Here is a 19463-nt window from a genome sequence, read left to right as displayed (position 1 = left end):
ATTCTCGGCCGCTTTTCGCGGTTCTCAGATGCGCGCAACGCGCAAAAGGCGCGGACGCTCTAGCACGGCGTGCAGCTTTTCGATGCGGCTAATCGCATCCAGCAGATTGGATTCGGGAGTCGCATGGGTAACGAGCACGATCGGGACCCCACCCGCTCCTTCGACAGGCTTCTGCAGGAAGCTGTCGATCGACACGCCGCACTCGGCGAGGGTTTCCGAGATGGCGGCAATGGCCCCCGGCTCGTCCCGGACCATGATCCGCAGATAGGCCTTGCCCACGGTGCGACTAGGATCAACAGCGATGAAGGGCTTGAGTTCGCCCGCTGGTGCCTGGAACACCGGACGGACGGCCCCCGTCATGACGTCGGCGATGTCGGCGGCAACGGCGGCAGCGGTCGGTCCCGCCCCCGCTCCCGGGCCCTGCACGAAGATGCGTCCGACGCGACGGCCCTCGATGAACAGCGCATTGAGCGCCCCGCCGGCCTGGGCCAGGGGGTGATCCAGCGGGGCCAGGGACGGATGCACCTTGACCGCAACGCCATGATCCGTGCGCGAGGCCGAGGCGACGAGCTTGATCCGATAGCCAAGATCCTTGGCCAGCTTGATATCCAGCAACTCGACATTCGAGATGCCCTCGATCTCGGCGGCGGCGAAATTGGGCGCGCAACCAAAGGCCAGGGCGGCGAGAATGCTGATCTTGTGACCGGCGTCGAAGCCGCCGACATCCATGGTCGGGTCAGCCTCGGCATAACCCAGGGCCTGGGCCTCGCGCAGGACATCAGCGAACGAGCGACCGGTCTTTTCCATCTCGCTCAGGATGAAATTGCACGTGCCGTTGAGGATGCCGGCCACGGAATCGATGTCGTCCCCGACCAGGGCCTCGCGCATGATCTTGACGGCGGGCACCCCCCCCATCACGGCGGCCTCGAACATCAGCGGCACGCCCCGGGCCTCAGCCAGGGCGGCCAGTTCGGCGCCGTGCTCGGCGATCAGCGCCTTATTGGCCGTGACGACCGGCTTGCCTGCCTTCAGCGCCGTTTCCACAGCGGCCTTGGCCGGGCCATCCGAACCACCGACCAGTTCGACAAAAAGGTCGATGTCGGACGAACCGGCCAGGGCCACAGGATCGTCGAACCAGGTCAGGCCCGAGATGTCGATCGTGCGGGGCCGCGACTTCGAGCGCGCCGAAACGGCCGTGACGACGGCGCGGTCTCCGGCCGGTGCAAAGTCAGGTCGGTCGGCCAGGAACTGCAGAAGGCCACCGCCCACCGTGCCGAGGCCGGCGACGCCGACACGCCAGGTTTTGTTCGTCATCGTGGGATCCTAAACGTGAAGCCGGGCCTTAGGCCGGCTCCACCGAATTATGGTGCTTAGCCAGGATGGCGTCGGCATTGGTGATGAATTTCTTCACGTTCCGGGCCGCCTGCCGAATGCGATGCTCATTTTCGACCAGTCCGATACGGACATAGCCCTCGCCGTACTCACCAAAGCCGACGCCCGGGGCCACGGCAACGCCGGCCTCCTCGATCAGCAGCTTCGAGAACACCATGGAGCCGGCTTCGCGATAGGCTTCTGGGATCTTGGCCCAGGCGAACATCGACGCTGGGGGATTGGGGATATCCCAGCCCGCGCGCGCCATGGATGACACCAGGGCGTCGCGCCGGCCCTTGTAGATCCCGCGGATCTCGTCGACGCAGTCCTGCGGCCCATTGAGCGCCGCCGCGGCCGCCACCTGCACCGGGGTATAGGCCCCATAGTCCAGATAGGACTTCACCCGGGCCAGGGCGGCACAGATCCGGGCATTGCCCACCACCATGCCCACGCGCCAGCCGGCCATGGCATAGGTCTTGGACAGCGAATTGACTTCAACAGCGATGTCCTTGGCCCCGTTGACCTGCAGGATCGACGGCGGCGGATTATTCTCGAAATAGATCTCGCCATAGGCCACGTCGCTGATCACCAGCAGGTCGTGCTTCTTGGCCAGGGCCACGGCATCCTTGTAGAAATCCAGATCCACCGACTGGGCCGTCGGATTGGAGGGGTAGGACAGGATGAGCACGCTGGGCGGCGGCACGGAATGCTTCACCGCCCGACTGATGTTGGACAGATAATCCTCAGGCGTCAGGGCGGGCACGTGACGGATAACGCCGCCCGCCATGATGAAGCCGAAGGCATGGATCGGATAGGCAGGGTTCGGGCAGATAATGACATCGCCCGGCGCAGTCAGGGCTTGGGCGAGGTTGGCAAAGCCCTCCTTCGAACCGAGCGTCGAGATCACCTCGGTGTCGGGGTTCAGCTTCACGCCAAAGCGGCGGTCATAGTATCCGGCCATGGCCCGGCGCAGGCCCGGGATGCCCTTGGAGGCGGAGTAGCGACCAGCCTTGGGATCGCGGGCCGTTTCGATCAGCTTGTCGACGATGTGCTTCGGGGTCGGCATGTCGGGATTGCCCATGCCAAAGTCGATGATGTCGGTTCCCTCGGCGCGAAGGCGCGCCTTGATCTTGTTGACCTCTTCAAAGACGTAGGGAGGCAGGCGACGAATACGGTGAAAATCGGTGGTCATGTCTGGCTCAATGCGCCGCTCCGGCGCGTCGGGAGCAAAGGTCGAGCATGGATAGACCCCGAACAGGGTCGCGCCAAGCCGGTTCAAGGAAGATTATGCCTTCGTCGGCCTATTTGGGCTGCGACGAAGGCGCGCTAGCTCGGCCACGGGCGGCAGCCGCGAAGGCTTCCGTCTCAGCACGGTCAGCCTCGGTGGGCGCAGCAAAGTCCGGTGCCTTGGCCGACGCGCGCGCCTGAGCAGCATAGGCTTCGGTGTCTTTGAGCTTGAAGGTTTCCGGTGCAGCGTCGCGGCGCAGCTTGGCGGCAGCGCGCTGCTCGCCCTCAATAACGGCCTTGATCCGAGCCGGCCCACGGACGTCAGTCGGCACAGCCGGGATCTCAGCGAAGGTCGGACGGCGGCCCTTTTGGCCGGCCGCAACACGGGTCGCCTCCGCGACCGGCGAGGTCGGATCGATCGTGGCAGTCTTGAACGGCGAGGCGCAGCCCGACACGGCGAGTGCCGTGAGAGCGATAAGCACGCCGGGACGTACGATTTTGCCTGTTGCGCCGTTCATCTTGTCTCCGGTCTTATGCGATGATCGCGACGAACAAAAGGCCGAGCGCGTCAGGTCGCTGACCAAACGGCGAGAAAAGCAGCGGGAAGAACCAGCATGGCTACGGCGAAAACACCTGCAAAGCCGCGCAAGGCCTCTGCAGCCAAGGCGAAACCGGCCGATTCCAAACCCAAGCCTGCGGCAAAGCCCAAGCCGTCGGAGGTGCCGCCTGAGGCGGCTACGCCCGGCCGCGAATCGCCCTTTGCCGCAGCGGCTTCCGCCGGCGCAGCGCAATTTCAGGGTTTTGAGGCGATGATGTCGCCCGACCAGCGGAACATGCTCGAAACCCTGTCGGCCAATCTGGCCCGCGCGGCCGTCACGGCCCAGGGGGCCATAGCCGAAGCGGCCCTGAGACAGGCCGATCGCCCTGCCGCCCTCAATGCCGATCCCTTCCACGTGGCCCCGGCCATGAACGAAGTCATGTCACGGCTCGCCGCCCAACCCGACCGCATGCTGAGGGCCCAGGCAGACCTCTTCAGCCGCTACATGGACCTTTGGCAGTCCGCCGCCCGCCGCGCCGCCGGCGAAGACACCCAGCCGGTCGTGGCACCGGCCAGCGGGGACAAGCGCTTCAATGATCCTGACTGGGCCGCAAATCCCATGTTCGACATGATGAAGCAGTCCTATCTGCTGACCTCGAACTGGCTGAACGGCCTGGTGTCCGAGGTTGACGGCGTGGACCCCGCCTCAAAGCGCCGGGTCGAGTTCTTCACCAAGATGCTGACGGACGCCTTCTCGCCGTCGAATTTCCTGATCTCCAACCCCGCCGCCCTGCGTGAAGTCATGCAAACCAACGGCGAAAGCCTGGTGCGGGGCATGGAAAACTTCGCGGCGGACCTCGATCGAGGCGGCGGCCAACTGGCCATCAGCCAGACGGACCTGGAGAAGTTCAAGGTCGGCGAGAACGTCGCCACGGCTCCCGGAAAGGTGATCTACCAGAACGACATCCTGCAGCTTCTGCAGTTCGATGCGACCACGGACCAGGTTCACGAAATCCCACTGCTGATCTTCCCGCCCTGGATCAACAAGTTCTACATCATGGACCTGCGGCCGGAGAACTCGATGATCCGCTGGCTGAGCAGCCAGGGCTTTACGGTGTTTGTCGCCTCATGGGTCAATCCTGACGCGCGCCTCGCGGCCAAGACCTTCGAGGATTACCTTTTTGAAGGCATCTACGACGCCACCCAGCAGGTCATGACCCAGACGGGTGTCGATCGGGTCAATACCGTCGGCTACTGCATTGGCGGCACCCTGCTCTCCTGCGCCCTCGCCCACCTGGCGGCCAAGGGCGACGAGCGGATCAATTCGGCCACCTTCTTTGCGGCCCAACAGGATTTCGCCGAGGCAGGCGATCTTCTGCTGTTCACCAATGAGGAGTGGCTGCAGTCGATCGAGCAGCAAATGGATGCAACGGGCGGCTTCCTGCCCAGCCAGTCCATGGCCGACACCTTCAACGCCTTGCGCGGGAATGACCTGATCTGGTCCTTCTTCATCAGCAACTATCTGATGGGCAAGGAGCCACGCCCCTTCGACCTGCTGTTCTGGAATGCCGACCAGACCCGTATGCCCAAGTCGCTGCACATGTTCTACCTGCGCAACTTCTACAAGGACAACGCCCTGGCCCTCGGCGAACTGACCCTGGGCGGGGTCAAGCTGGACCTCTCCAAGGTCAAGACACCGATCTATGTCCAGTCGTCCAAGGACGACCATATCGCGCCCTATCGCAGCGTCTATCGCGGTGCCAGGGCCTTCGGCGGGCCGGTCACCTTCACCATGGCGGGCTCGGGCCACATCGCCGGCGTGATCAACCATCCTGACGCCAAGAAGTACCAGCACTGGACCAATAACAGCCTGCCCTGCTCGGTCGAGGGCTGGATTTCCGGAGCGCAGGAGCATCCGGGGTCCTGGTGGCCGCACTGGGCCGAGTGGCTGCGCGCCAAGTCAGGCCCCCTGGTCCCGGCCCGCGACCCGGCCAAGGGCAAGCTCAAGCCGATCGAAGACGCCCCAGGGAGCTATGTGCGCGTGCGGTCTGACGCCTGATCGTCAGGCGATGGCGGTACGGGCCAGAGCGCGTCTGGCCCGTACCGCATAACTTCAGACTGGCAGGCCTCTCGAAACCTGCGCCGCGCGGAATAGAGGGTCAGGGATAGCCGAGCGGGGCGAACAAGGGACTCTGGCGGCAGCCACCCCGCCGGGCAGATAATTACAGCCCTGCGGCTTCTTGGAGACCCAGGGCCAGGTTGAGGTTCTGCACCGCAGCGCCGGAGGCCCCCTTACCCAGGTTGTCGAGCAGGGCCACCAAGCGAGCCTGACCACTGGTGTCAGAGCCAAACACAAAGATCTTCAGGCGATTTGAGCCGTTCAGGCCTTCGGGATCCAGAGTCGTCAGACCCTTGGCCTCGTCCAGGGACGCAACCTGAACGAACCGCTCGCCCTTGTAGTGGGCAGCGAAGGCGGCGTGGATCTCACCCAGCGATCGACCATCATCGAGGGTCGCCAGATGCAGGGGCAGCTCGACCAGCATGCCCTGGGCATATCGCCCAACGGCGGGCGTGAAGATCGGCCGGGTCAGCAGGCCGCTGTGCTTCTGAATCTCGGGCACGTGCTTGTGCGACAGGCCCATGGCGTAGATCCGATAAGGGACCTTGGTGAAGTTGGCCGCCGTCTCGTCCTCGAACTCGGCGATCATCGCCTTGCCGCCGCCCGTGTAGCCGGAGACGGCGTTGAAGGAGACCGGCAGGTCGGCGGGCAGGATACCCGCCGAAACCAGGGGCCTGGCCAGGGCGATGGCACCGGTCGCGTAGCACCCGGGATTTGAAATTCGGGTTGCGGCTGCGATCCTGCCGCGCTGGCGCCGGTCGAGTTCCGCAAAGCCATAGGCCCAGTCTTCGGCTGTCCGGAAGGCGGTCGATGCATCGATCACCTTGACCGACGGGTTCTCGATCAGGCTGACCGCCTCCTTCGACGCCTCATCCGGCAAACAGAGGATCACCGCGTCAGCACTGTTCAGCATCTCGGCGCGGGTAGCGGGGTCCTTGCGCTTGTCGGGATCGATCGAAATCAGCTGCAGGTCTGTGCGACCGATCAGGCGTTCGCGGATCTGCAGGCCGGTAGTGCCAGCTTCGCCATCAATGAAGACCTTCGGGGCCATGGTGACCTCCAATCCAGGCAAGGGGCCAAGAAAAAGGGCGCTTCGGTTTCCCGAAGCGCCCCATTCCAAACGCGTAGAACCGCGCTTAGCGCTTCGAGAACTGGAAGCTGCGGCGGGCCTTGGCCTTGCCGTACTTCTTGCGCTCGACGACGCGGCTGTCGCGCGTCAGGAAGCCGTGCGGCTTCAGGACGGGGCGCAGCGCGGGTTCATAATAGGTCAGGGCCTTGGACAGGCCATGGCGCACGGCGCCGGCCTGGCCCGACAGGCCCGAACCTTCAACGGTGACAACGATGTCGAACTGGCCTTCGCGGTCGGTGACCTGCAGAGGCTGAGCGATCATCATGCGCAGAACCGGACGGGCGAAGTAGATCGCCTGGTCGCGGCCGTTGATGGTGATGGTGCCCTTGCCGGGCTTGATCCAGACGCGAGCGATCGCGTTCTTGCGCTTGCCGGTCGCGTAGGCGCGGCCTTGAGCGTCGATCTTCTGGACGGCCGGAGCGGCCGCTTCGGGGTTGCTGGACAGGCTGGCCAGCGCGTCAAAGCCTTGAGCTTCAGACATGACTTAGGCGCTCCGGGTGTTTTTGGCGTTGCGCGCAGCGAAATCGATCGCTTCCGGGCTCTGCGCTTGGTGCGGGTGCTCACCGTTGTTGTAGATGAGCAGGTGCGTCAGCTGCTTGCGAGCCAGGGGGCTCTCCTTGGGCAGCATGCGCTCGACGGCCTTTTCGAGGACGCGCTCCGGGAAGCGGCCTTCCAGCAGCTTGCGCGGGGTGGTCGACTTCACGCCGCCCGGGTGACCGGTGTGGCGGTAGTAAACCTTGTCGTCCATCTTCTTGCCGGTGAACTTCACCTTGTCGGCGTTGATCACGACGACGAAGTCGCCGCAGTCAACGTTCGGGGTGTAGTCGGGACGATGCTTGCCGCGAAGACGCATGGCGATGAACGTCGCCAGACGACCGACAACGGCGTCCTGGGCGTCGACCACGATCCACTTCTTCTCGACCTCGGCGGGCTTCAGGGAAGCCGTGGTCTTTTGCATGGGATTGATCCGTATTCCTTGTGCGTCAGGGGCCAAAGGAACGGCTCCGTCTGCGTGAGGGGCGGCTGGTACAGGAGGGTTCGCGACCTGTCAACAATGTGCACACCAGAAACTCGCCAAACCCTTGCAGTATAAGGGTTTGTTGCGTGAGGTATCATAATACCTCAACCTTGAACGTCATCGCCTCGTCATGCAAGGCAGGCATAGGCCGTGGATAGCCCGGAGTCTCCAGACATGACCTTCTCCCGTCGCGCCTTCATGGCCTCTGCCACAACCAGCCTGGCATTCACCGCCTTCCAGGCCCGGGCCCAGGGCGACGAGGCCCAGGACTATGCCTATATCAACGAGGTTGAAGGCTACGGACCGCTGCGGCCGGACCCCAAGGGCATGCTGGAACTGCCTGCCGGCTTCTCCTACCGGGTCATCAGCCAGGCCGGCGAGACCATGGCGGACGGCTTTCTGGTTCCTGGTGCCTTTGACGGCATGGGCTGTTTCGACGCCGGCGACGGCAAACTCGCCCTGGTTCGCAATCACGAACTGGGCCCTCTGGCCTTTGACTACAGCGCCTTTGGACTGGGGGCCCGTCTGGCGGACCGCCTGCCCAAGGACCGCGCCTATGATTTCAGCGATACCGGCATCCCGCTATCTGGCGGCACGACCACGATGATCTACGACCCCCGCAGTGGCCAAGTGGTGAGCCAGCACCTCAGCCTGGCCGGTACCGCTGTCAATTGCGCTGGAGGCGTGACGCCCTGGGGCTCCTGGCTGACGTGCGAGGAGACGACCCTGTCCGCCGGACTCGAGGTCGGCAAGGATCATGGCTTCGTCTTCGAGGTTCCCAGCAGCGCCAAGGGTCTGGTCGATCCCGTTCCGCTGAAAGCCATGGGCCGCTTCAAGCACGAAGCCGCCTGTATCGATCCCCGCACCGGGATCGTTTACATGACCGAGGACCTGCAGGACGGCCTGTTCTATCGCTATCTGCCGAACGATCGTCGCAACCTCGCGGCGGGCGGCCGACTTCAGGCCCTCGGCCTGGTTGGCGTGACCGAGGATGCCGATACCCGCAATCAGGAGGGCGAGGACAACCTCAAGCCCGGTTCCTGGACCCAGGCGCGCTGGATCGACCTGGACGGTGTCGACAATCCCTATGATGACCTGCGCCTGCGCGGGCACGCCAAGGGCGCTGCCTTCTTCGCACGAGGTGAAGGTCTTTGGTGGGGCAAGGGCGAACTCTATTTTACGGCCACCTCGGGCGGCGCAGTGGGAGCGGGCCAGATTTTCCGCTACGTCCCCAGCGCTCAGGAAGGCCAGGCCGGAGAGACCGACCAACCCGGTCGCCTGCAGCTCTTCGTCGAGAGCAAGAACGAGAACGTTCTCGACTATGCGGACAACATCACGATCTCGCCGCTGGGCCATATCCTGGTCTGCGAGGACCGCTACTCGGACCTCAAGCCCAACCACATCCGGGGCGTGACACCCGCTGGCAAGGTCTACACCCTGGCGCGCAACGTCTTCAGAGGAAACGCCGAGTTCGCAGGGGCCTGCTTCTCGCCGGATGGCCAGACGCTATTCGTCAATGTGCAGTGGCCAGGCATGACCCTGGCCATCACGGGGCCCTGGTCGAGCCTGAAGGCCTAGGAACTGCTCATCCCGTTTAGATGGCACCATCTAGACGGGAAAAGCCCTAGGGCCGCCGCACGCGCCAGGCGAAGGTCGTGGCGACCGCCAGCAGCACCGCTGCCCCCGCCTGATGCAGGACGCCGAGGGCCAGCGGCACCTGGGCCATCAGGGTCCAGACGCCGAGCCCAGCCTGAAGGGCGACGACGACGGCAACGGCAAGCCCTGCAACCTTAGCTTCGCGGGGCAGATGGCGCGCGCGGTAGGTCATCACACCAAGGGCGATCCCCGCTGCGAACAGGCCATAGGCGACCAGCCTGTGGTGCAGCTGCACTGCGCCCTGGCTATGGGCCAGCGTGCCCCAAAGCCCCTTGCCCAAATAGGCATCAGGCCAGAAGTGGCCATTCATCAGAGGCCAGTCGTTATAGACGAGGCCCGCATCATTACCGGCCACCAGAGCCCCCAACAGGCTCTGAAAGAACACCGCCCCGAGAAAGGCCAGGGCCCAGCCACGCCAGGGTGATCGTTCCTCAATACGGGGCGAACCAGCCCAGGCATCAAGGGCCGTCCAGACCAGCACGATGAACAGCGCCAGGGCCAGGCCCAGATGGGTCATCAGCCGCTCGGGCGCGACGGAGACCCGCTCGGACAGCCCACTTGAGACCATCCACCAGCCGACCAACCCCTGCAGCCCGCCCAGCAGTAGCAGGGCCCCGCACCGCCAGATCAGGCGTCGGGGGATCATGCCGCGGATCAGAAAGAAGGCGAAGGGAATGGCGAAAGCAGCGCCGATCAGACGGCCCAGGAGCCGGTGCCCCCATTCCCACCAGAAGATAGTCTTGTAGGCTTCCAGGCTCATGCCCGCATTGACCAGCTTGTACTGGGGAATTTCCTTGTAGAGCTCGAAATTGGCCTGCCAGGCCGCCTCCGACATCGGAGGAAATGCCCCCATGATCGGCTTCCACTCGGTAATCGACAGGCCCGAATCGGTCAGGCGCGTCGCGCCACCGACAACGACCATGCAGAAAACCAGCGCCGCCACGACGAACAGCCAGATGGCGACAGGGCGGGAACGATCAGAGCGCAGGAATGACGTCATGTTACCGGACAAAGCGATAAGTCTGGGCCGAAATGCGACCGGCCGTCCCGTACTCCCGCTGCAGTCTGCCGTCCATGACCGATGACGCTTAAGGGATTTTCGTGCGATGATGCCGCGCGGACGACGGGTCCGGCACGGAGGCCCTGATGAGCGGTGTTGGAGTGTTCGCCACAGCGGTGATCGGCATATTTGCCGGCTGGATCGCCGATATTGTGCTGGGACATCGTCATTCGCTGTTCGCCAAGCTGCTGATCGGTGTCATCGGTGCCTTTATCGGCGTCTTCATCGCCCAGCGCCTCGCCCTGCCGTTCACCGGCTTCTGGGGTGGACTCCTTGTGGCCAGCGTCGGAGCCATCCTCTTTCTGGCCGTACTCAGCCTCGTTTTCCGGAGAACCGCTTGAGCGCCCCAATCATTCCGGCCCGCCTGAGGAAGCTGATCGGCACCCTTGGCATCATGGTCTTTCTGGCCGTCTATGTGGCCATCGCCACCACGCTCTATGACTTCCTGCCCGACAATCGCGCGGTGCATCTGATCTATTTCGCGGTCATAGGCCTCGCCTGGGGTCTGCCGCTGATGCCTCTGATGTCGTGGATGGGCAAGGCCGACAAACCCGTCATCCGCTGAAAGGCCCTGAACCGAAAAAGGCCGCCCCTTGGGGCGGCCTTTCCGTTCTTCCGTTTATTCCCCTGAGGAAATGGTCGGAGCGACAGGATTTGAACCTGCGACCCCTTGACCCCCAGTCAAGTGCGCTACCAGGCTGCGCCACGCTCCGACGGAAGAGGCGCTCTTATAGGCGCCGGTCCAGAGCTCTGCAACCGGTATTCCGGCTGATTTTCGATGTGGCCTAGAGACGCCTGAGGAGCCCATCCAGGCGCGCCTTGACGACCTCCAGATCGCCCAGCGCAAAGGTCAGACGATCGCGTGCCTCGCCAGCCAGGTCCAGGCTCGCATCGCCTTCAACGGAGTGCCTGACGTCAGCGTCGAGATTGGCCGAGCCGTTGGAGCCGAGGCCCGCCGCGATCACATGCGACAGGCCCTGATCGCGATGCAGTTTCTGCACACCCTTGATGGTCAGGCCTTCGCCGTGCAGCAGCACGCGCACGCCGTTCAGAACGGCAATGTCCTGCGGACGGTAAAAACGCCGCCCGCCAGCCCGTTTCATGGGCCGAATGAACGAGAACTTGGTTTCCCAGAAGCGCAACACATGCTGGGGCACGCCCAGCTCGTCTGCGGCTTCGGAGATCGTGCGGAAGGCGTTGGGTCCCTTCGCCACCGCGCGCGTGCCTAGCCGCCCAGGGCGCGGTCGATGCGCGCCTTCATGACCTGTGAGGCGCGGAAACCGATAACCCGACGGGGTTCGATCTCGGCGGGCTCCCCGGTCTTGGGATTGCGGCCCATGCGAGCGCGCTTGTCACGAACCTGGAACACGCCAAATCCGGAGAGTTTGACGGTCTCGCCCCCCTCAAGCGCCTCAGCGACAAGGTCGAGAGTACGTTCGACCAGACCGGCGCAATCCTGTCGGGTCAGTCCCACTTCCTCATGGACAGCCTCGCAGAGGTCGGCCCGGGTCAATGTCGCGCCCTTCATGACGCCCCCTACGCGCTTTGGCGGATCCGTGATGCACGGTGCCAGATTGAAAACACTTGGACCACCCAAACGGCAGACATCGCCTCTACTGAGCGAACGCTGACGTTTGAGCAAGCCTGCATGCCGCGATTATCGCATGAAGTCAAAGACTCAAGGGCGAGACTTCACGCTCGATCACAAGCCTGTCCAGCTGGCGGTCAGAGGCGCAAGAGACAGGCACCCCATGTCAGCCCGCCACCCATGGCTTCCAGCAGCAACAGTTGGCCGGGCTTGATGCGGCCATCGGCAACGCCATGCGCAAAAGCCAACGGAATCGAGGCCGCAGATGTGTTGGCATGGATGGCCACGGTCGAGATAACCTTGGCCTCATCCAGGCCCACGCGGTGGGCCACCCCCTGAAGGATCCGCTGGTTGGCCTGATGGGGGATGAACCAGTCGACATCAGCGATCTCGACTCCAGCTGATCCCGCAGCCGCCCGGATGGCCTCGGAGATATTGACCACGGCATGCTTGAAGACCTGATTGCCCAGCATCCGGAGCTTACCGACCGTACCGGTAGTCGACGGACCACCATCCACGAACAACAAGTCCTGCTTGGTCCCATCCGCCCGCAGGGCGAAGCTGAGCAGGCCCTGATCGGCGGTCGTGCCCTGCCCTTCACGCGGTTCGAGGACCACAGCACCGGCCCCGTCACCGAACAGCACGCAGGTGCCACGATCGGACCAGTCCATCAGCCGAGTCATGGCTTCGGCACCGATCACCAGGGCACATTTGGAGTGCCCGCGCGCGACGAACCCGTCAGCGACGCTCAGGGCATAGACGAAACCCGAACAAACGGCCTGAATGTCAAAGGCGATGCCGACCGGCGCGCCCAGTTTCCTTTGCACGATCGTCGCCGTCGCCGGAAAGGTCAGGTCGGGCGTCGTGGTGGCGACGATGATCAGGTCGACCTCAGCCGCGGTCCTGCCCGCCGCCTCAAGCGCTGACCGCGCTGCCTCAAGCGCAAGATCAGACACGGCCTGATCTTCAGCCGCCTGATGCCGCTGACGGATGCCCGTACGTTCTACGATCCACTCGTCGCTGGTATCGACAAATTTAGACAGGTCATCATTGGTGACGATCTTGGGGGGGAGGTATGCGCCGATCCCCGTTACAGCGCTGCGAATGACGGTCACTCAGGCACTCCATCAGACACGGCGCTGACCGGGTCGCCTTCCGCCTTGTCCGAAGGTGCAGTGAGGCGCTGAAGATTGCGCTCGATCTCTGCCGAGAAATCGCTGCGCGCCAAATCCGTTGCGACCCGGATCGCCGAAAAGAAGCCGTTCGCGTCCGCTCCGCCGTGGCTCTTGACCACGATGCCGTTCAGGCCAAGCAGAGGTGCCCCATTCACCCGGCCCGGATCCAGCCGCTGCTTCATCTTGCCCAGCGCGCTCGAGGCGATCAGCGCGCCCAGCATGGCCAGGGGGGACGAGGTCAGAGTCGTCTTGATCTCGTTCGAGAAAAACCGCGCCAAACCTTCGGCCGTCTTCAGGGCGACATTGCCGGTGAAGCCGTCGGTCACGACGACATCGACGGTGCCAAGGGCGATGTCATTGCCCTCGACGAAACCTTGATAGTCGAAGTCCAGCTTGGTCTCACGGAGGATGGCGTGGGCCTCACGCACTTCCTCATGGCCCTTCTGGTCTTCCGAGCCGACGTTCAACAGGCCCACGGTCGGTCGCTTGGAGCCGTGAACGGCATGGTGATAAGCCGCTCCCATAATGGCGAACTCGACCAGCTGGGCCGCGTCGCTTTCGACATTGGCACCGACGTCGAGGACGGTCGTCACGCCCTTCATGTTGGGCCAGTTGGCGACGATGGCCGGGCGCTCCAGGCCGGCCCCCATGCGCAGGATCAACTTGGAGATCGCCATCAGTGCGCCGGTATTGCCGGCGGACACACAGGCATGGGCCTCGCCCGCTCGGAGCGATTCGACGGCATTCCAGAGGCTCGACCCCTTGCCACGGCGCATGGCCTGGGCAGGCTTTTCCTCCATGGCGATGCACTTGTCGGTGTGCCGGATCTCACTCACCGCCTTGGCAGCCGGCGCCTTGGCGAGCTCAGCGCCAAGCTTGGCTTCATCACCATGCAGCAGGAAGCGCACGCCGGGCAGCGCCTGAGCGGCCCTTGCCACCCCAGGCACGACGACGGACGGGCCGTGATCGCCACCCATGGCGTCGATCGAAATGACTATGGTCTTGGACACGTTGACGCTTTTTGCTCCTGGGACGCTCACGTGACTAACACGCAAGGGCGGTGAGTCGGCTCGCTTTAGTCCGACTCGCCCTTGGGTTTGAGCGCCTTGAGCGCGGCGAACGGTGAGATTTCCGCAGTCGGCAGCGGGTTTTCGAACACGGCTCCCGGCTTACGGGGGAATGGATCCAGTTCCAGCGCCAGATGTTCCAGCACATAACCAGAGACATCAATCACATCACTTTCAAGGACGTCCGGCGGGTCATCAGCCTCGGGATCGAGGCCCAGTTCACCACCATCCTGCGCCGGCGCATGTTTGCTGTTGGCGGGGATGACATGCACCGTAAAGCGCGCCTCAATGGCGTCTTCAAAGTCATCTGCCGTCACACTGCAGGTCTGAACGACGCGCGCGCTGAGGCGGCCCGAGACTTCCGCGCCATCCAGCCAGGCGCTCAGATAGACCTCGGAGGAGAAAGCCTCGAGACGCACCAGTCCCAGCTGCCGGGCAATGGCCTTGCGCTGGTCGGCATCAGGCTCGAACCTGAGGCTCACATCACCGCGATCGACACGGGCCAGAGGGACTTCATAGGGCCAGGCCACGGTCAGGGGTTCGGCCATTGCGCCTCTCCTTGCAGCAGTGCGGTCAGCGATTGGGCCGCCAAGCTCTCACGGGCGGCGACGACATAGTCCATCAGCGCCTGTACATCCCCCTCGCCACGCTCCTCCAGGACCGTGCGGCCGATCATTTCGGCCAGGGCGGCGCGATCAGGCAGGCCGGCGACGGCCTCGTCAAACGCCTTCAATCGGCCATAGAAGGCCCCGGCCAGCTTCTTCATCTTCTTGCCGACTGCGGTGTCCGACACACCGATCTCGCGGAATGCATCGTCCAGACCGCGTACATAGGCGTCAAACACCGCCTGCGAAGTTTCTGCCGCAAGGTCGCCCTGCCCCTTCAAGCGTTCCAGCAGGAGCACGACGTGCAGCGTGAAAAGTTCGAACCGCCCTTCAAGCGAGTCGCGAACGCCCATCTCCCGGTAAAGCGGAGCTGACCGTGCCTGGGCGACCGCCGAAGCATAGAGCTTGGCCCCTGCCGCCTTGGAGGGTCTGGGCTTCAACAGCCGTTCGAGAATCATTCAACGCCTCTATTTCGCCGCGTGCCGTCGCTAGATGAGCATCTGGTCCACGCGGACCATTGAACTAAGCCCCTCCGGGCGATAGGTCAAAGTCCAGCATTCTTCCGGTTCCGGAGACCTCATGTTTCGTCCCGCCGTTTTTGTCGCCGCCGCCCTCGGCCTGTCTGCCGTTGTGTCCGGCTGCACGCCGCTGACGAGCTACTCCGGCTTTCAAGCCATTGAAGCCAAGCCTGCCGACATGAAGATCGGTGAAGACAGCAAGTCCACCCTCATGGAAAAGCTGGGCTCGCCCTCGACCGTTTCGACTTTCGACCCCAACACCTGGTATTATGTGTCCCAGACGACCGACCGGGTGGCGTTCTACATGCCGCGGGTGATCAAGCGCGACGTGATCGCCATCAAGTTCAACCCGGCCGACGAGAAGGTTTCCTCGATCAACACCTTCACGCTGAAGGACGGCAAGGTCATTGCCTATAACGGACGCGAAACGCCGACCCGCGGACGCGAGATGACGATCCTTGAGCAGTTGCTTGGCAATGTGGGCCGTGGCGGCATGCTACCCAACGATCAGGATAATGTTCCCGGTAGCCGCCCTGGCGATCGCCGCTAAAGCTTAGAATTGGGATGTTTTTCGAAAGGCCGCATGCTCAGAGCGTGCGGCCTTTTTACGCATGTGACTGTTAGCGGTCTCTAAGGATTAAGGGCATAGGCAAACTCAGACGCGACGGGATTGGTGGTCAAAGCTAGATCCCGACGCTCTGTTACGCCCACCCCTTGCCTGAAACACTTCATCAACCAGCGTCAAGGCAAGCTCATTAACAAGACGGCTAAGCTAAAGAACCAAGACCTTGCCAAGATTGGGAGGCGGTGAATGAACGGGATGGACCTCAAGGCGTTGTCGCTTCTGCTCGTCGATGACAATCAGAACATGCGCAAGATCCTGGGTGCGATCCTGAAGTCCTTCGGCATTCGCGACATTCAAGAAGCAGATGACGGCCTACAGGCGCTCCGCATTCTCAATGGCAAAGAAGTCGACATCATCTTCACCGACCTGATGATGCAACCCGTCGATGGTTTGGCCTTCATTCGGTGGATCCGCACATCAACCGCCAGCCCCTGTCGGTTTGTACCCATCATCATGGTCACCGGTCATGCCACGAAGCGCAGCCTGGATGAGGCCCGCATGGCGGGGGTCACAGAGTTCCTGGCCAAGCCCCTGAATGCGCGCGGCGTGATGCACCGCCTCAATGAGGTGATCAACAACCCGCGCCCGTTTGTTCGGGTGGGCGACTATTTCGGACCTTGCCGCCGTCGCCGGATCGACCACGAGTTCGCCGGACAGGAACGTCGGGCCGCAGCTGAGGCAGCCGGGGAAGATTTCGACCCCGAAGACGTCTACTAGAACCCACATGGGCGGACCAGAGCTCGCCTCCCTCTAGGCAAGTGCTGCTTGAAACAAGAAACGCCCCGGAGATCGCTCCCCGGGGCGTCTTGCAGTCTAGAAGCCGTCGTAGATCAGACGCCGTGGGCCAGAACGGCCAACAGCAGCAGAGCCACGATGTTGGTGATCTTGATCATCGGGTTCACGGCCGGACCCGACGTATCCTTGTAGGGGTCACCAACGGTGTCACCGGTGACAGCGGCCTTGTGAGCTTCGGAGCCCTTCTTGTGCAGGACGCCGTCCTTGTCGGTGAATCCTTCTTCGATCACCTTCTTGGCGTTATCCCACGCACCGCCGCCGCTGGTCATCGAGATGGCGACAAACAGGCCCGTGACAATGACACCCATCAGCATCGCGCCGAGCGAAGCAAAAGCATCGACCTTGCCGGCGATGGCCTGGATCGTGAAGAACAGCACCACCGGAGAAACAACCGGCAGCAGGCTCGGCACGATCATTTCACGGATGGCGGCCTTGGTCAGGATGTCCACGGCCTTGCCGTACTCCGGCTTGACCTCATAGGTCATGATGCCCGGGTTCTCACGGAACTGACGCCGAACCTCGGCCACAACCGATTCCGCCGCCCGGCCGACCGCCGTCATCGACATGCCGCCGAAAAGGAACGGCAGCAGCCCACCGAACAGCAGGCCAACCACCACATAGGGGTTGGACAGGTCGAAGGTCACCGGACCCATACCCTCGAAGAAGCTGCCCGGCGCGGCATTGGCCGAGAAGTACTTGAGGTCTTCGGTATAGGCCGCAAACAGGACCAGGGCACCCAGGCCGGCCGAACCAATGGCATAGCCCTTGGTGACGGCCTTCGTGGTATTGCCCACGGCATCAAGTGCGTCGGTCGTGACGCGGACTTCCGGCGGAAGTCCGGCCATTTCGGCAATGCCGCCGGCGTTGTCGGTCACCGGGCCAAAGGCGTCCAGGGCGACAATAAAGCCAGCCAGGGACAGCATGGTGGTGGTGGCGATGGCGATCCCGAACAGGCCCGCCAGATTGTAGGTCACAACAATGCCGACGATGATGGTCAGGGCCGGCAGGGCCGTGGATTCCAGCGACATGGCCAGACCCTGGATCACATTGGTACCATGACCCGAGACTGAGGCCTGAGCGACCGACTTCACCGGGCGGAAATTGGTGCCCGTATAGTACTCGGTGATCATCACGATCAGGGCGGTGACAGCCAGACCCGCCAGGCCGCAATAGAACAGGCTGTTGGCGTCGAAGGTTTGATCACCGACCGTGACAGCGGCCGGAACCAGTTGGTGGATCACGTACCAGACGGCCGGGATCGACAGCAGGCCGGTGACGATAAGGCCCTTGTAGAGAGCCCCCATGATGTTCTGGCTCTTGCCCAGGCGGACAAAGAACGCGCCGACGATCGAGGTGACGATGCAGACCGCGCAAATGGCCAGCGGCAGCAGCATCATCGCGGTGACCGCTTCGGTGCCGCGGAAGAAGATCGCCGCCAGGACCATGGTCGCGACGGTGGTCACGGCATAGGTCTCGAACAGGTCAGCGGCCATGCCGGCGCAGTCACCGACGTTGTCGCCGACATTGTCCGCGATGGTCGCGGCGTTGCGGGGGTCATCTTCCGGAATGCCGGCTTCCACCTTGCCCACCAGGTCACCGCCAACGTCCGCACCCTTGGTGAAGATGCCGCCGCCCAGTCGAGCGAAGATCGAGATCAGGCTGGCACCGAAGCCCAGCGACACCAGCGAGTCGACCACAACGCGGTCCGTGCCGTCATAGCCGCCAGGACCGGTCAGCACTGCGAAATAGCCCGCAACTCCGATCAGGGCGAAACCGGCCACCAGCATGCCGGTGACGGCACCGGAGGTGAAGGCCATCGAAAGACCCTTGGCCAGGCTCTCGGAAGACGCCTGGGCCGTACGCACATTGGCGCGCACGGAGATCAACATGCCCGCGAAGCCGGCAGCTCCGGACAGGATTGCCCCCAGGGCGAAGCCAACCGGTTGCTCCCAGGATTTAAAGAAGAAGGCCAGAAGAGCGATGACCACCACGCCAACAAGGGCGATCGTGGTGTACTGCCGCTTCAGATAGGCCTGAGCGCCTTCCTGGATCGCCGCAGCGATTTCCTGCATCTTTGCATTGCCGGCCGAAGCCCGCATCAAGCCGGCTGTCTGTACGGCACCGTACAGCACCGCCAGCAGCCCGGCCGCTATAGCCAGTATAAGCCAAGAACTCATTCGAGAATTGCCCCTTCGCGCTTCCATTCACGAGGGGGATGCCGGTCCGGACGCAGCACACGACCAGATCATTTGATCAGATCGATACCCCGGATCGACGGACGGGCCTTATGGCCTCATGCCCCCTCGATGCTCCCTGAATTGACGCGCACGGCGCGCCAAGGCGAGGACAGTGCCAAATGGCACAACAGTGCGCAACCCGTGGCCTTACAAGCCCCGGCGAGAATGAAACAATTGTTCTAAATGGACTTAGTGATGCGCAGAGGGCGCTGCAGTCGACCCTGAAGACGGGGGCGGAGCAGACGGGCGCCGCGGCCCGGACGGATGCGGAATTTGTCTGCGGGCAATCTGCTTGGTGATCTCAACGGACGCCACCTTGCCCTTGCCGACCAGGCCAGCGGCCTCGCGCAACACGGCAAGCTTCAGCTTCTCGGCGTCCACTTCGTTGTAGGTGTCCGCAGCGGTAAAGGGAGTGCGGTGAGCCGCCTTGACCACAGCATCGCGCAAGAACGGCTCCTTGCCCTCCATGGTTGTCACGGGCACCGCCGACGCCAGGGTCAGGGTCAAGTTGACGAAGACGTAGTTGAGGAGCTTGCCGTCCACGACAATCGGGATGGCGATGGGCTGCAGCTTGATCTTGGGATCCGGCGGAGGGCCCTCTCCCTCCTTCTTCTTGCCAGACTCGTTAGCCAGAGCCGGGCTGGCCAGGGCCAGGAGGCCGGCGGCAAGGAAGAAGCGGCGCGAGGGGACGGGGCGAAGGGTCATGCCCCTTCTATTACCCGGCAAGGCTTGCTG

General features: G+C 63.3%; 21 protein-coding genes and 1 tRNA gene. 6 read left to right on the top strand and 16 right to left on the bottom strand.

Translation table 11 applies throughout. The annotated features are described in order from the left end of the window. Window positions 1-24: 24 nt before the first annotated feature. From ACW17U_RS06570 to ACW17U_RS06560, 3 genes are all read right to left on the bottom strand, one after another. A complete protein-coding gene (locus tag ACW17U_RS06570) occupies window positions 25-1314 on the bottom strand; it encodes a homoserine dehydrogenase (RefSeq protein WP_492055288.1) in 1290 nt (429 codons plus the stop codon). Between the two features lie 28 nt (window positions 1315-1342). Then, on the bottom strand, window positions 1343-2563 hold the full coding sequence (locus tag ACW17U_RS06565; RefSeq protein WP_492055287.1) for an LL-diaminopimelate aminotransferase: 1221 nt from the start codon (window positions 2561-2563) through the stop codon (window positions 1343-1345). A 109-nt stretch (window positions 2564-2672) separates the two neighbouring features. Continuing rightward, window positions 2673-3116 carry a hypothetical protein gene (locus ACW17U_RS06560; RefSeq protein ID WP_492055286.1) on the bottom strand — a complete coding sequence of 148 codons (444 nt, stop codon included), beginning with the start codon at window positions 3114-3116 and terminating at the stop codon, window positions 2673-2675. A gap of 291 nt (window positions 3117-3407) precedes the next feature. Here ACW17U_RS06560 and ACW17U_RS06555 point away from each other — a divergent pair, with 291 nt between their 5' ends. Then, a complete protein-coding gene (locus ACW17U_RS06555; protein WP_492055702.1) occupies window positions 3408-5195 on the top strand; it encodes a class I poly(R)-hydroxyalkanoic acid synthase in 1788 nt (595 codons plus the stop codon). 163 nt (window positions 5196-5358) lie between these two features. Here the strand turns inward: ACW17U_RS06555 and argC are convergent, their stop codons facing one another. From argC to rplM, 3 genes are all read right to left on the bottom strand, one after another. Next, on the bottom strand, window positions 5359-6306 hold the full coding sequence (gene argC, locus ACW17U_RS06550; RefSeq protein WP_492055285.1) for an N-acetyl-gamma-glutamyl-phosphate reductase: 948 nt from the start codon (window positions 6304-6306) through the stop codon (window positions 5359-5361). Window positions 6307-6391: 85 nt separating this feature from the next. Continuing rightward, window positions 6392-6865 carry a 30S ribosomal protein S9 gene (rpsI, locus tag ACW17U_RS06545; protein ID WP_062146811.1) on the bottom strand — a complete coding sequence of 158 codons (474 nt, stop codon included), beginning with the start codon at window positions 6863-6865 and terminating at the stop codon, window positions 6392-6394. A 3-nt stretch (window positions 6866-6868) separates the two neighbouring features. Next, a complete protein-coding gene (rplM, locus tag ACW17U_RS06540; RefSeq protein ID WP_062146814.1) occupies window positions 6869-7342 on the bottom strand; it encodes a 50S ribosomal protein L13 in 474 nt (157 codons plus the stop codon). Window positions 7343-7576: 234 nt separating this feature from the next. Between rplM and ACW17U_RS06535 the strand changes: the two genes are divergently transcribed. Next, window positions 7577-8980, top strand: coding sequence for an alkaline phosphatase PhoX (locus tag ACW17U_RS06535; protein WP_492055284.1), 1404 nt, complete (start codon window positions 7577-7579; stop codon window positions 8978-8980). A 46-nt stretch (window positions 8981-9026) separates the two neighbouring features. Here ACW17U_RS06535 and ACW17U_RS06530 read toward each other — a convergent pair whose 3' ends face one another. Further along, a complete protein-coding gene (locus ACW17U_RS06530; protein WP_492055283.1) occupies window positions 9027-10058 on the bottom strand; it encodes a COX15/CtaA family protein in 1032 nt (343 codons plus the stop codon). A 146-nt stretch (window positions 10059-10204) separates the two neighbouring features. Between ACW17U_RS06530 and ACW17U_RS06525 the strand changes: the two genes are divergently transcribed. Continuing rightward, entirely contained in the window at window positions 10205-10459 is a 255-nt protein-coding gene (locus ACW17U_RS06525) for a GlsB/YeaQ/YmgE family stress response membrane protein (RefSeq protein WP_062146822.1), read from the top strand. Beyond that, window positions 10456-10683 (top strand): DUF2842 domain-containing protein, encoded by a 228-nt coding sequence (locus ACW17U_RS06520; RefSeq protein WP_062146824.1) that lies wholly within the window; start codon window positions 10456-10458, stop codon window positions 10681-10683. Before ACW17U_RS06525 ends, ACW17U_RS06520 begins: the two co-directional genes overlap by 4 nt. A gap of 71 nt (window positions 10684-10754) precedes the next feature. On the opposite strand, the gene ACW17U_RS06515 is transcribed toward ACW17U_RS06520, so the two are convergent. From ACW17U_RS06515 to ACW17U_RS06485, 7 genes are all read right to left on the bottom strand, one after another. Further along, window positions 10755-10831: transfer RNA gene (locus ACW17U_RS06515), tRNA-Pro, on the bottom strand. A 72-nt stretch (window positions 10832-10903) separates the two neighbouring features. Then, window positions 10904-11332 (bottom strand): MerR family transcriptional regulator, encoded by a 429-nt coding sequence (locus ACW17U_RS06510; RefSeq protein ID WP_062146825.1) that lies wholly within the window; start codon window positions 11330-11332, stop codon window positions 10904-10906. Between the two features lie 11 nt (window positions 11333-11343). Next, window positions 11344-11646, bottom strand: a complete 303-nt coding sequence (locus ACW17U_RS06505; RefSeq protein WP_062146827.1) for an integration host factor subunit alpha — start codon at window positions 11644-11646, stop codon at window positions 11344-11346. A gap of 197 nt (window positions 11647-11843) precedes the next feature. Then, entirely contained in the window at window positions 11844-12821 is a 978-nt protein-coding gene (locus tag ACW17U_RS06500) for a beta-ketoacyl-ACP synthase III (RefSeq protein WP_062146830.1), read from the bottom strand. Beyond that, window positions 12818-13891: a phosphate acyltransferase PlsX gene (gene plsX, locus ACW17U_RS06495; RefSeq protein ID WP_084745896.1), complete on the bottom strand. Its 1074-nt coding sequence runs from the start codon at window positions 13889-13891 to the stop codon at window positions 12818-12820. Before plsX ends, ACW17U_RS06500 begins: the two co-directional genes overlap by 4 nt. A gap of 65 nt (window positions 13892-13956) precedes the next feature. Next, window positions 13957-14496, bottom strand: a complete 540-nt coding sequence (locus ACW17U_RS06490) for a YceD family protein (RefSeq protein ID WP_492055282.1) — start codon at window positions 14494-14496, stop codon at window positions 13957-13959. Next, window positions 14481-15011: a ubiquinol-cytochrome C chaperone family protein gene (locus ACW17U_RS06485; protein ID WP_062146834.1), complete on the bottom strand. Its 531-nt coding sequence runs from the start codon at window positions 15009-15011 to the stop codon at window positions 14481-14483. Before ACW17U_RS06485 ends, ACW17U_RS06490 begins: the two co-directional genes overlap by 16 nt. Before the next feature lie 121 nt (window positions 15012-15132). Between ACW17U_RS06485 and ACW17U_RS06480 the strand changes: the two genes are divergently transcribed. Further along, window positions 15133-15621 (top strand): outer membrane protein assembly factor BamE, encoded by a 489-nt coding sequence (locus tag ACW17U_RS06480; RefSeq protein WP_062146843.1) that lies wholly within the window; start codon window positions 15133-15135, stop codon window positions 15619-15621. Between the two features lie 261 nt (window positions 15622-15882). After that, window positions 15883-16413 carry a response regulator gene (locus ACW17U_RS06475; RefSeq protein WP_084745898.1) on the top strand — a complete coding sequence of 177 codons (531 nt, stop codon included), beginning with the start codon at window positions 15883-15885 and terminating at the stop codon, window positions 16411-16413. A 113-nt stretch (window positions 16414-16526) separates the two neighbouring features. Here ACW17U_RS06475 and ACW17U_RS06470 read toward each other — a convergent pair whose 3' ends face one another. Continuing rightward, a complete protein-coding gene (locus tag ACW17U_RS06470) occupies window positions 16527-18668 on the bottom strand; it encodes a sodium-translocating pyrophosphatase (RefSeq protein WP_062146847.1) in 2142 nt (713 codons plus the stop codon). 249 nt (window positions 18669-18917) lie between these two features. Next, window positions 18918-19433 carry a hypothetical protein gene (locus tag ACW17U_RS06465; RefSeq protein ID WP_492055281.1) on the bottom strand — a complete coding sequence of 172 codons (516 nt, stop codon included), beginning with the start codon at window positions 19431-19433 and terminating at the stop codon, window positions 18918-18920. Between the last annotated feature and the right edge of the window lie 30 nt (window positions 19434-19463).

It is taken from the genome of Caulobacter sp. AVps16, assembly GCF_058681455.1.
Note: the sequence above shows the minus strand (reverse complement) of the source record. Positions and strands in the feature narration are given on the sequence as shown.

Coding starts and splice junctions, on each gene's coding strand:
- ACW17U_RS06555 (WP_492055702.1), top strand. CDS start 3,408: ATGATGTCGCCCGACCAGCGGAACATGCTCGAAACCCTGTCGGCCAAT.
- rplM (WP_062146814.1), bottom strand. CDS start 7,342: ATGCAAAAGACCACGGCTTCCCTGAAGCCCGCCGAGGTCGAGAAGAAG.
- ACW17U_RS06530 (WP_492055283.1), bottom strand. CDS start 10,058: ATGACGTCATTCCTGCGCTCTGATCGTTCCCGCCCTGTCGCCATCTGG.
- ACW17U_RS06565 (WP_492055287.1), bottom strand. CDS start 2,563: ATGACCACCGATTTTCACCGTATTCGTCGCCTGCCTCCCTACGTCTTT.
- ACW17U_RS06525 (WP_062146822.1), top strand. CDS start 10,205: ATGAGCGGTGTTGGAGTGTTCGCCACAGCGGTGATCGGCATATTTGCC.
- ACW17U_RS06570 (WP_492055288.1), bottom strand. CDS start 1,314: ATGACGAACAAAACCTGGCGTGTCGGCGTCGCCGGCCTCGGCACGGTG.
- ACW17U_RS06505 (WP_062146827.1), bottom strand. CDS start 11,646: ATGAAGGGCGCGACATTGACCCGGGCCGACCTCTGCGAGGCTGTCCAT.
- ACW17U_RS06475 (WP_084745898.1), top strand. CDS start 15,883: ATGAACGGGATGGACCTCAAGGCGTTGTCGCTTCTGCTCGTCGATGAC.
- ACW17U_RS06490 (WP_492055282.1), bottom strand. CDS start 14,496: ATGGCCGAACCCCTGACCGTGGCCTGGCCCTATGAAGTCCCTCTGGCC.
- ACW17U_RS06485 (WP_062146834.1), bottom strand. CDS start 15,011: ATGATTCTCGAACGGCTGTTGAAGCCCAGACCCTCCAAGGCGGCAGGG.
- ACW17U_RS06560 (WP_492055286.1), bottom strand. CDS start 3,116: ATGAACGGCGCAACAGGCAAAATCGTACGTCCCGGCGTGCTTATCGCT.
- ACW17U_RS06470 (WP_062146847.1), bottom strand. CDS start 18,668: ATGAGTTCTTGGCTTATACTGGCTATAGCGGCCGGGCTGCTGGCGGTG.
- ACW17U_RS06480 (WP_062146843.1), top strand. CDS start 15,133: ATGTTTCGTCCCGCCGTTTTTGTCGCCGCCGCCCTCGGCCTGTCTGCC.
- argC (WP_492055285.1), bottom strand. CDS start 6,306: ATGGCCCCGAAGGTCTTCATTGATGGCGAAGCTGGCACTACCGGCCTG.
- ACW17U_RS06535 (WP_492055284.1), top strand. CDS start 7,577: ATGACCTTCTCCCGTCGCGCCTTCATGGCCTCTGCCACAACCAGCCTG.
- rpsI (WP_062146811.1), bottom strand. CDS start 6,865: ATGTCTGAAGCTCAAGGCTTTGACGCGCTGGCCAGCCTGTCCAGCAAC.
- ACW17U_RS06465 (WP_492055281.1), bottom strand. CDS start 19,433: ATGACCCTTCGCCCCGTCCCCTCGCGCCGCTTCTTCCTTGCCGCCGGC.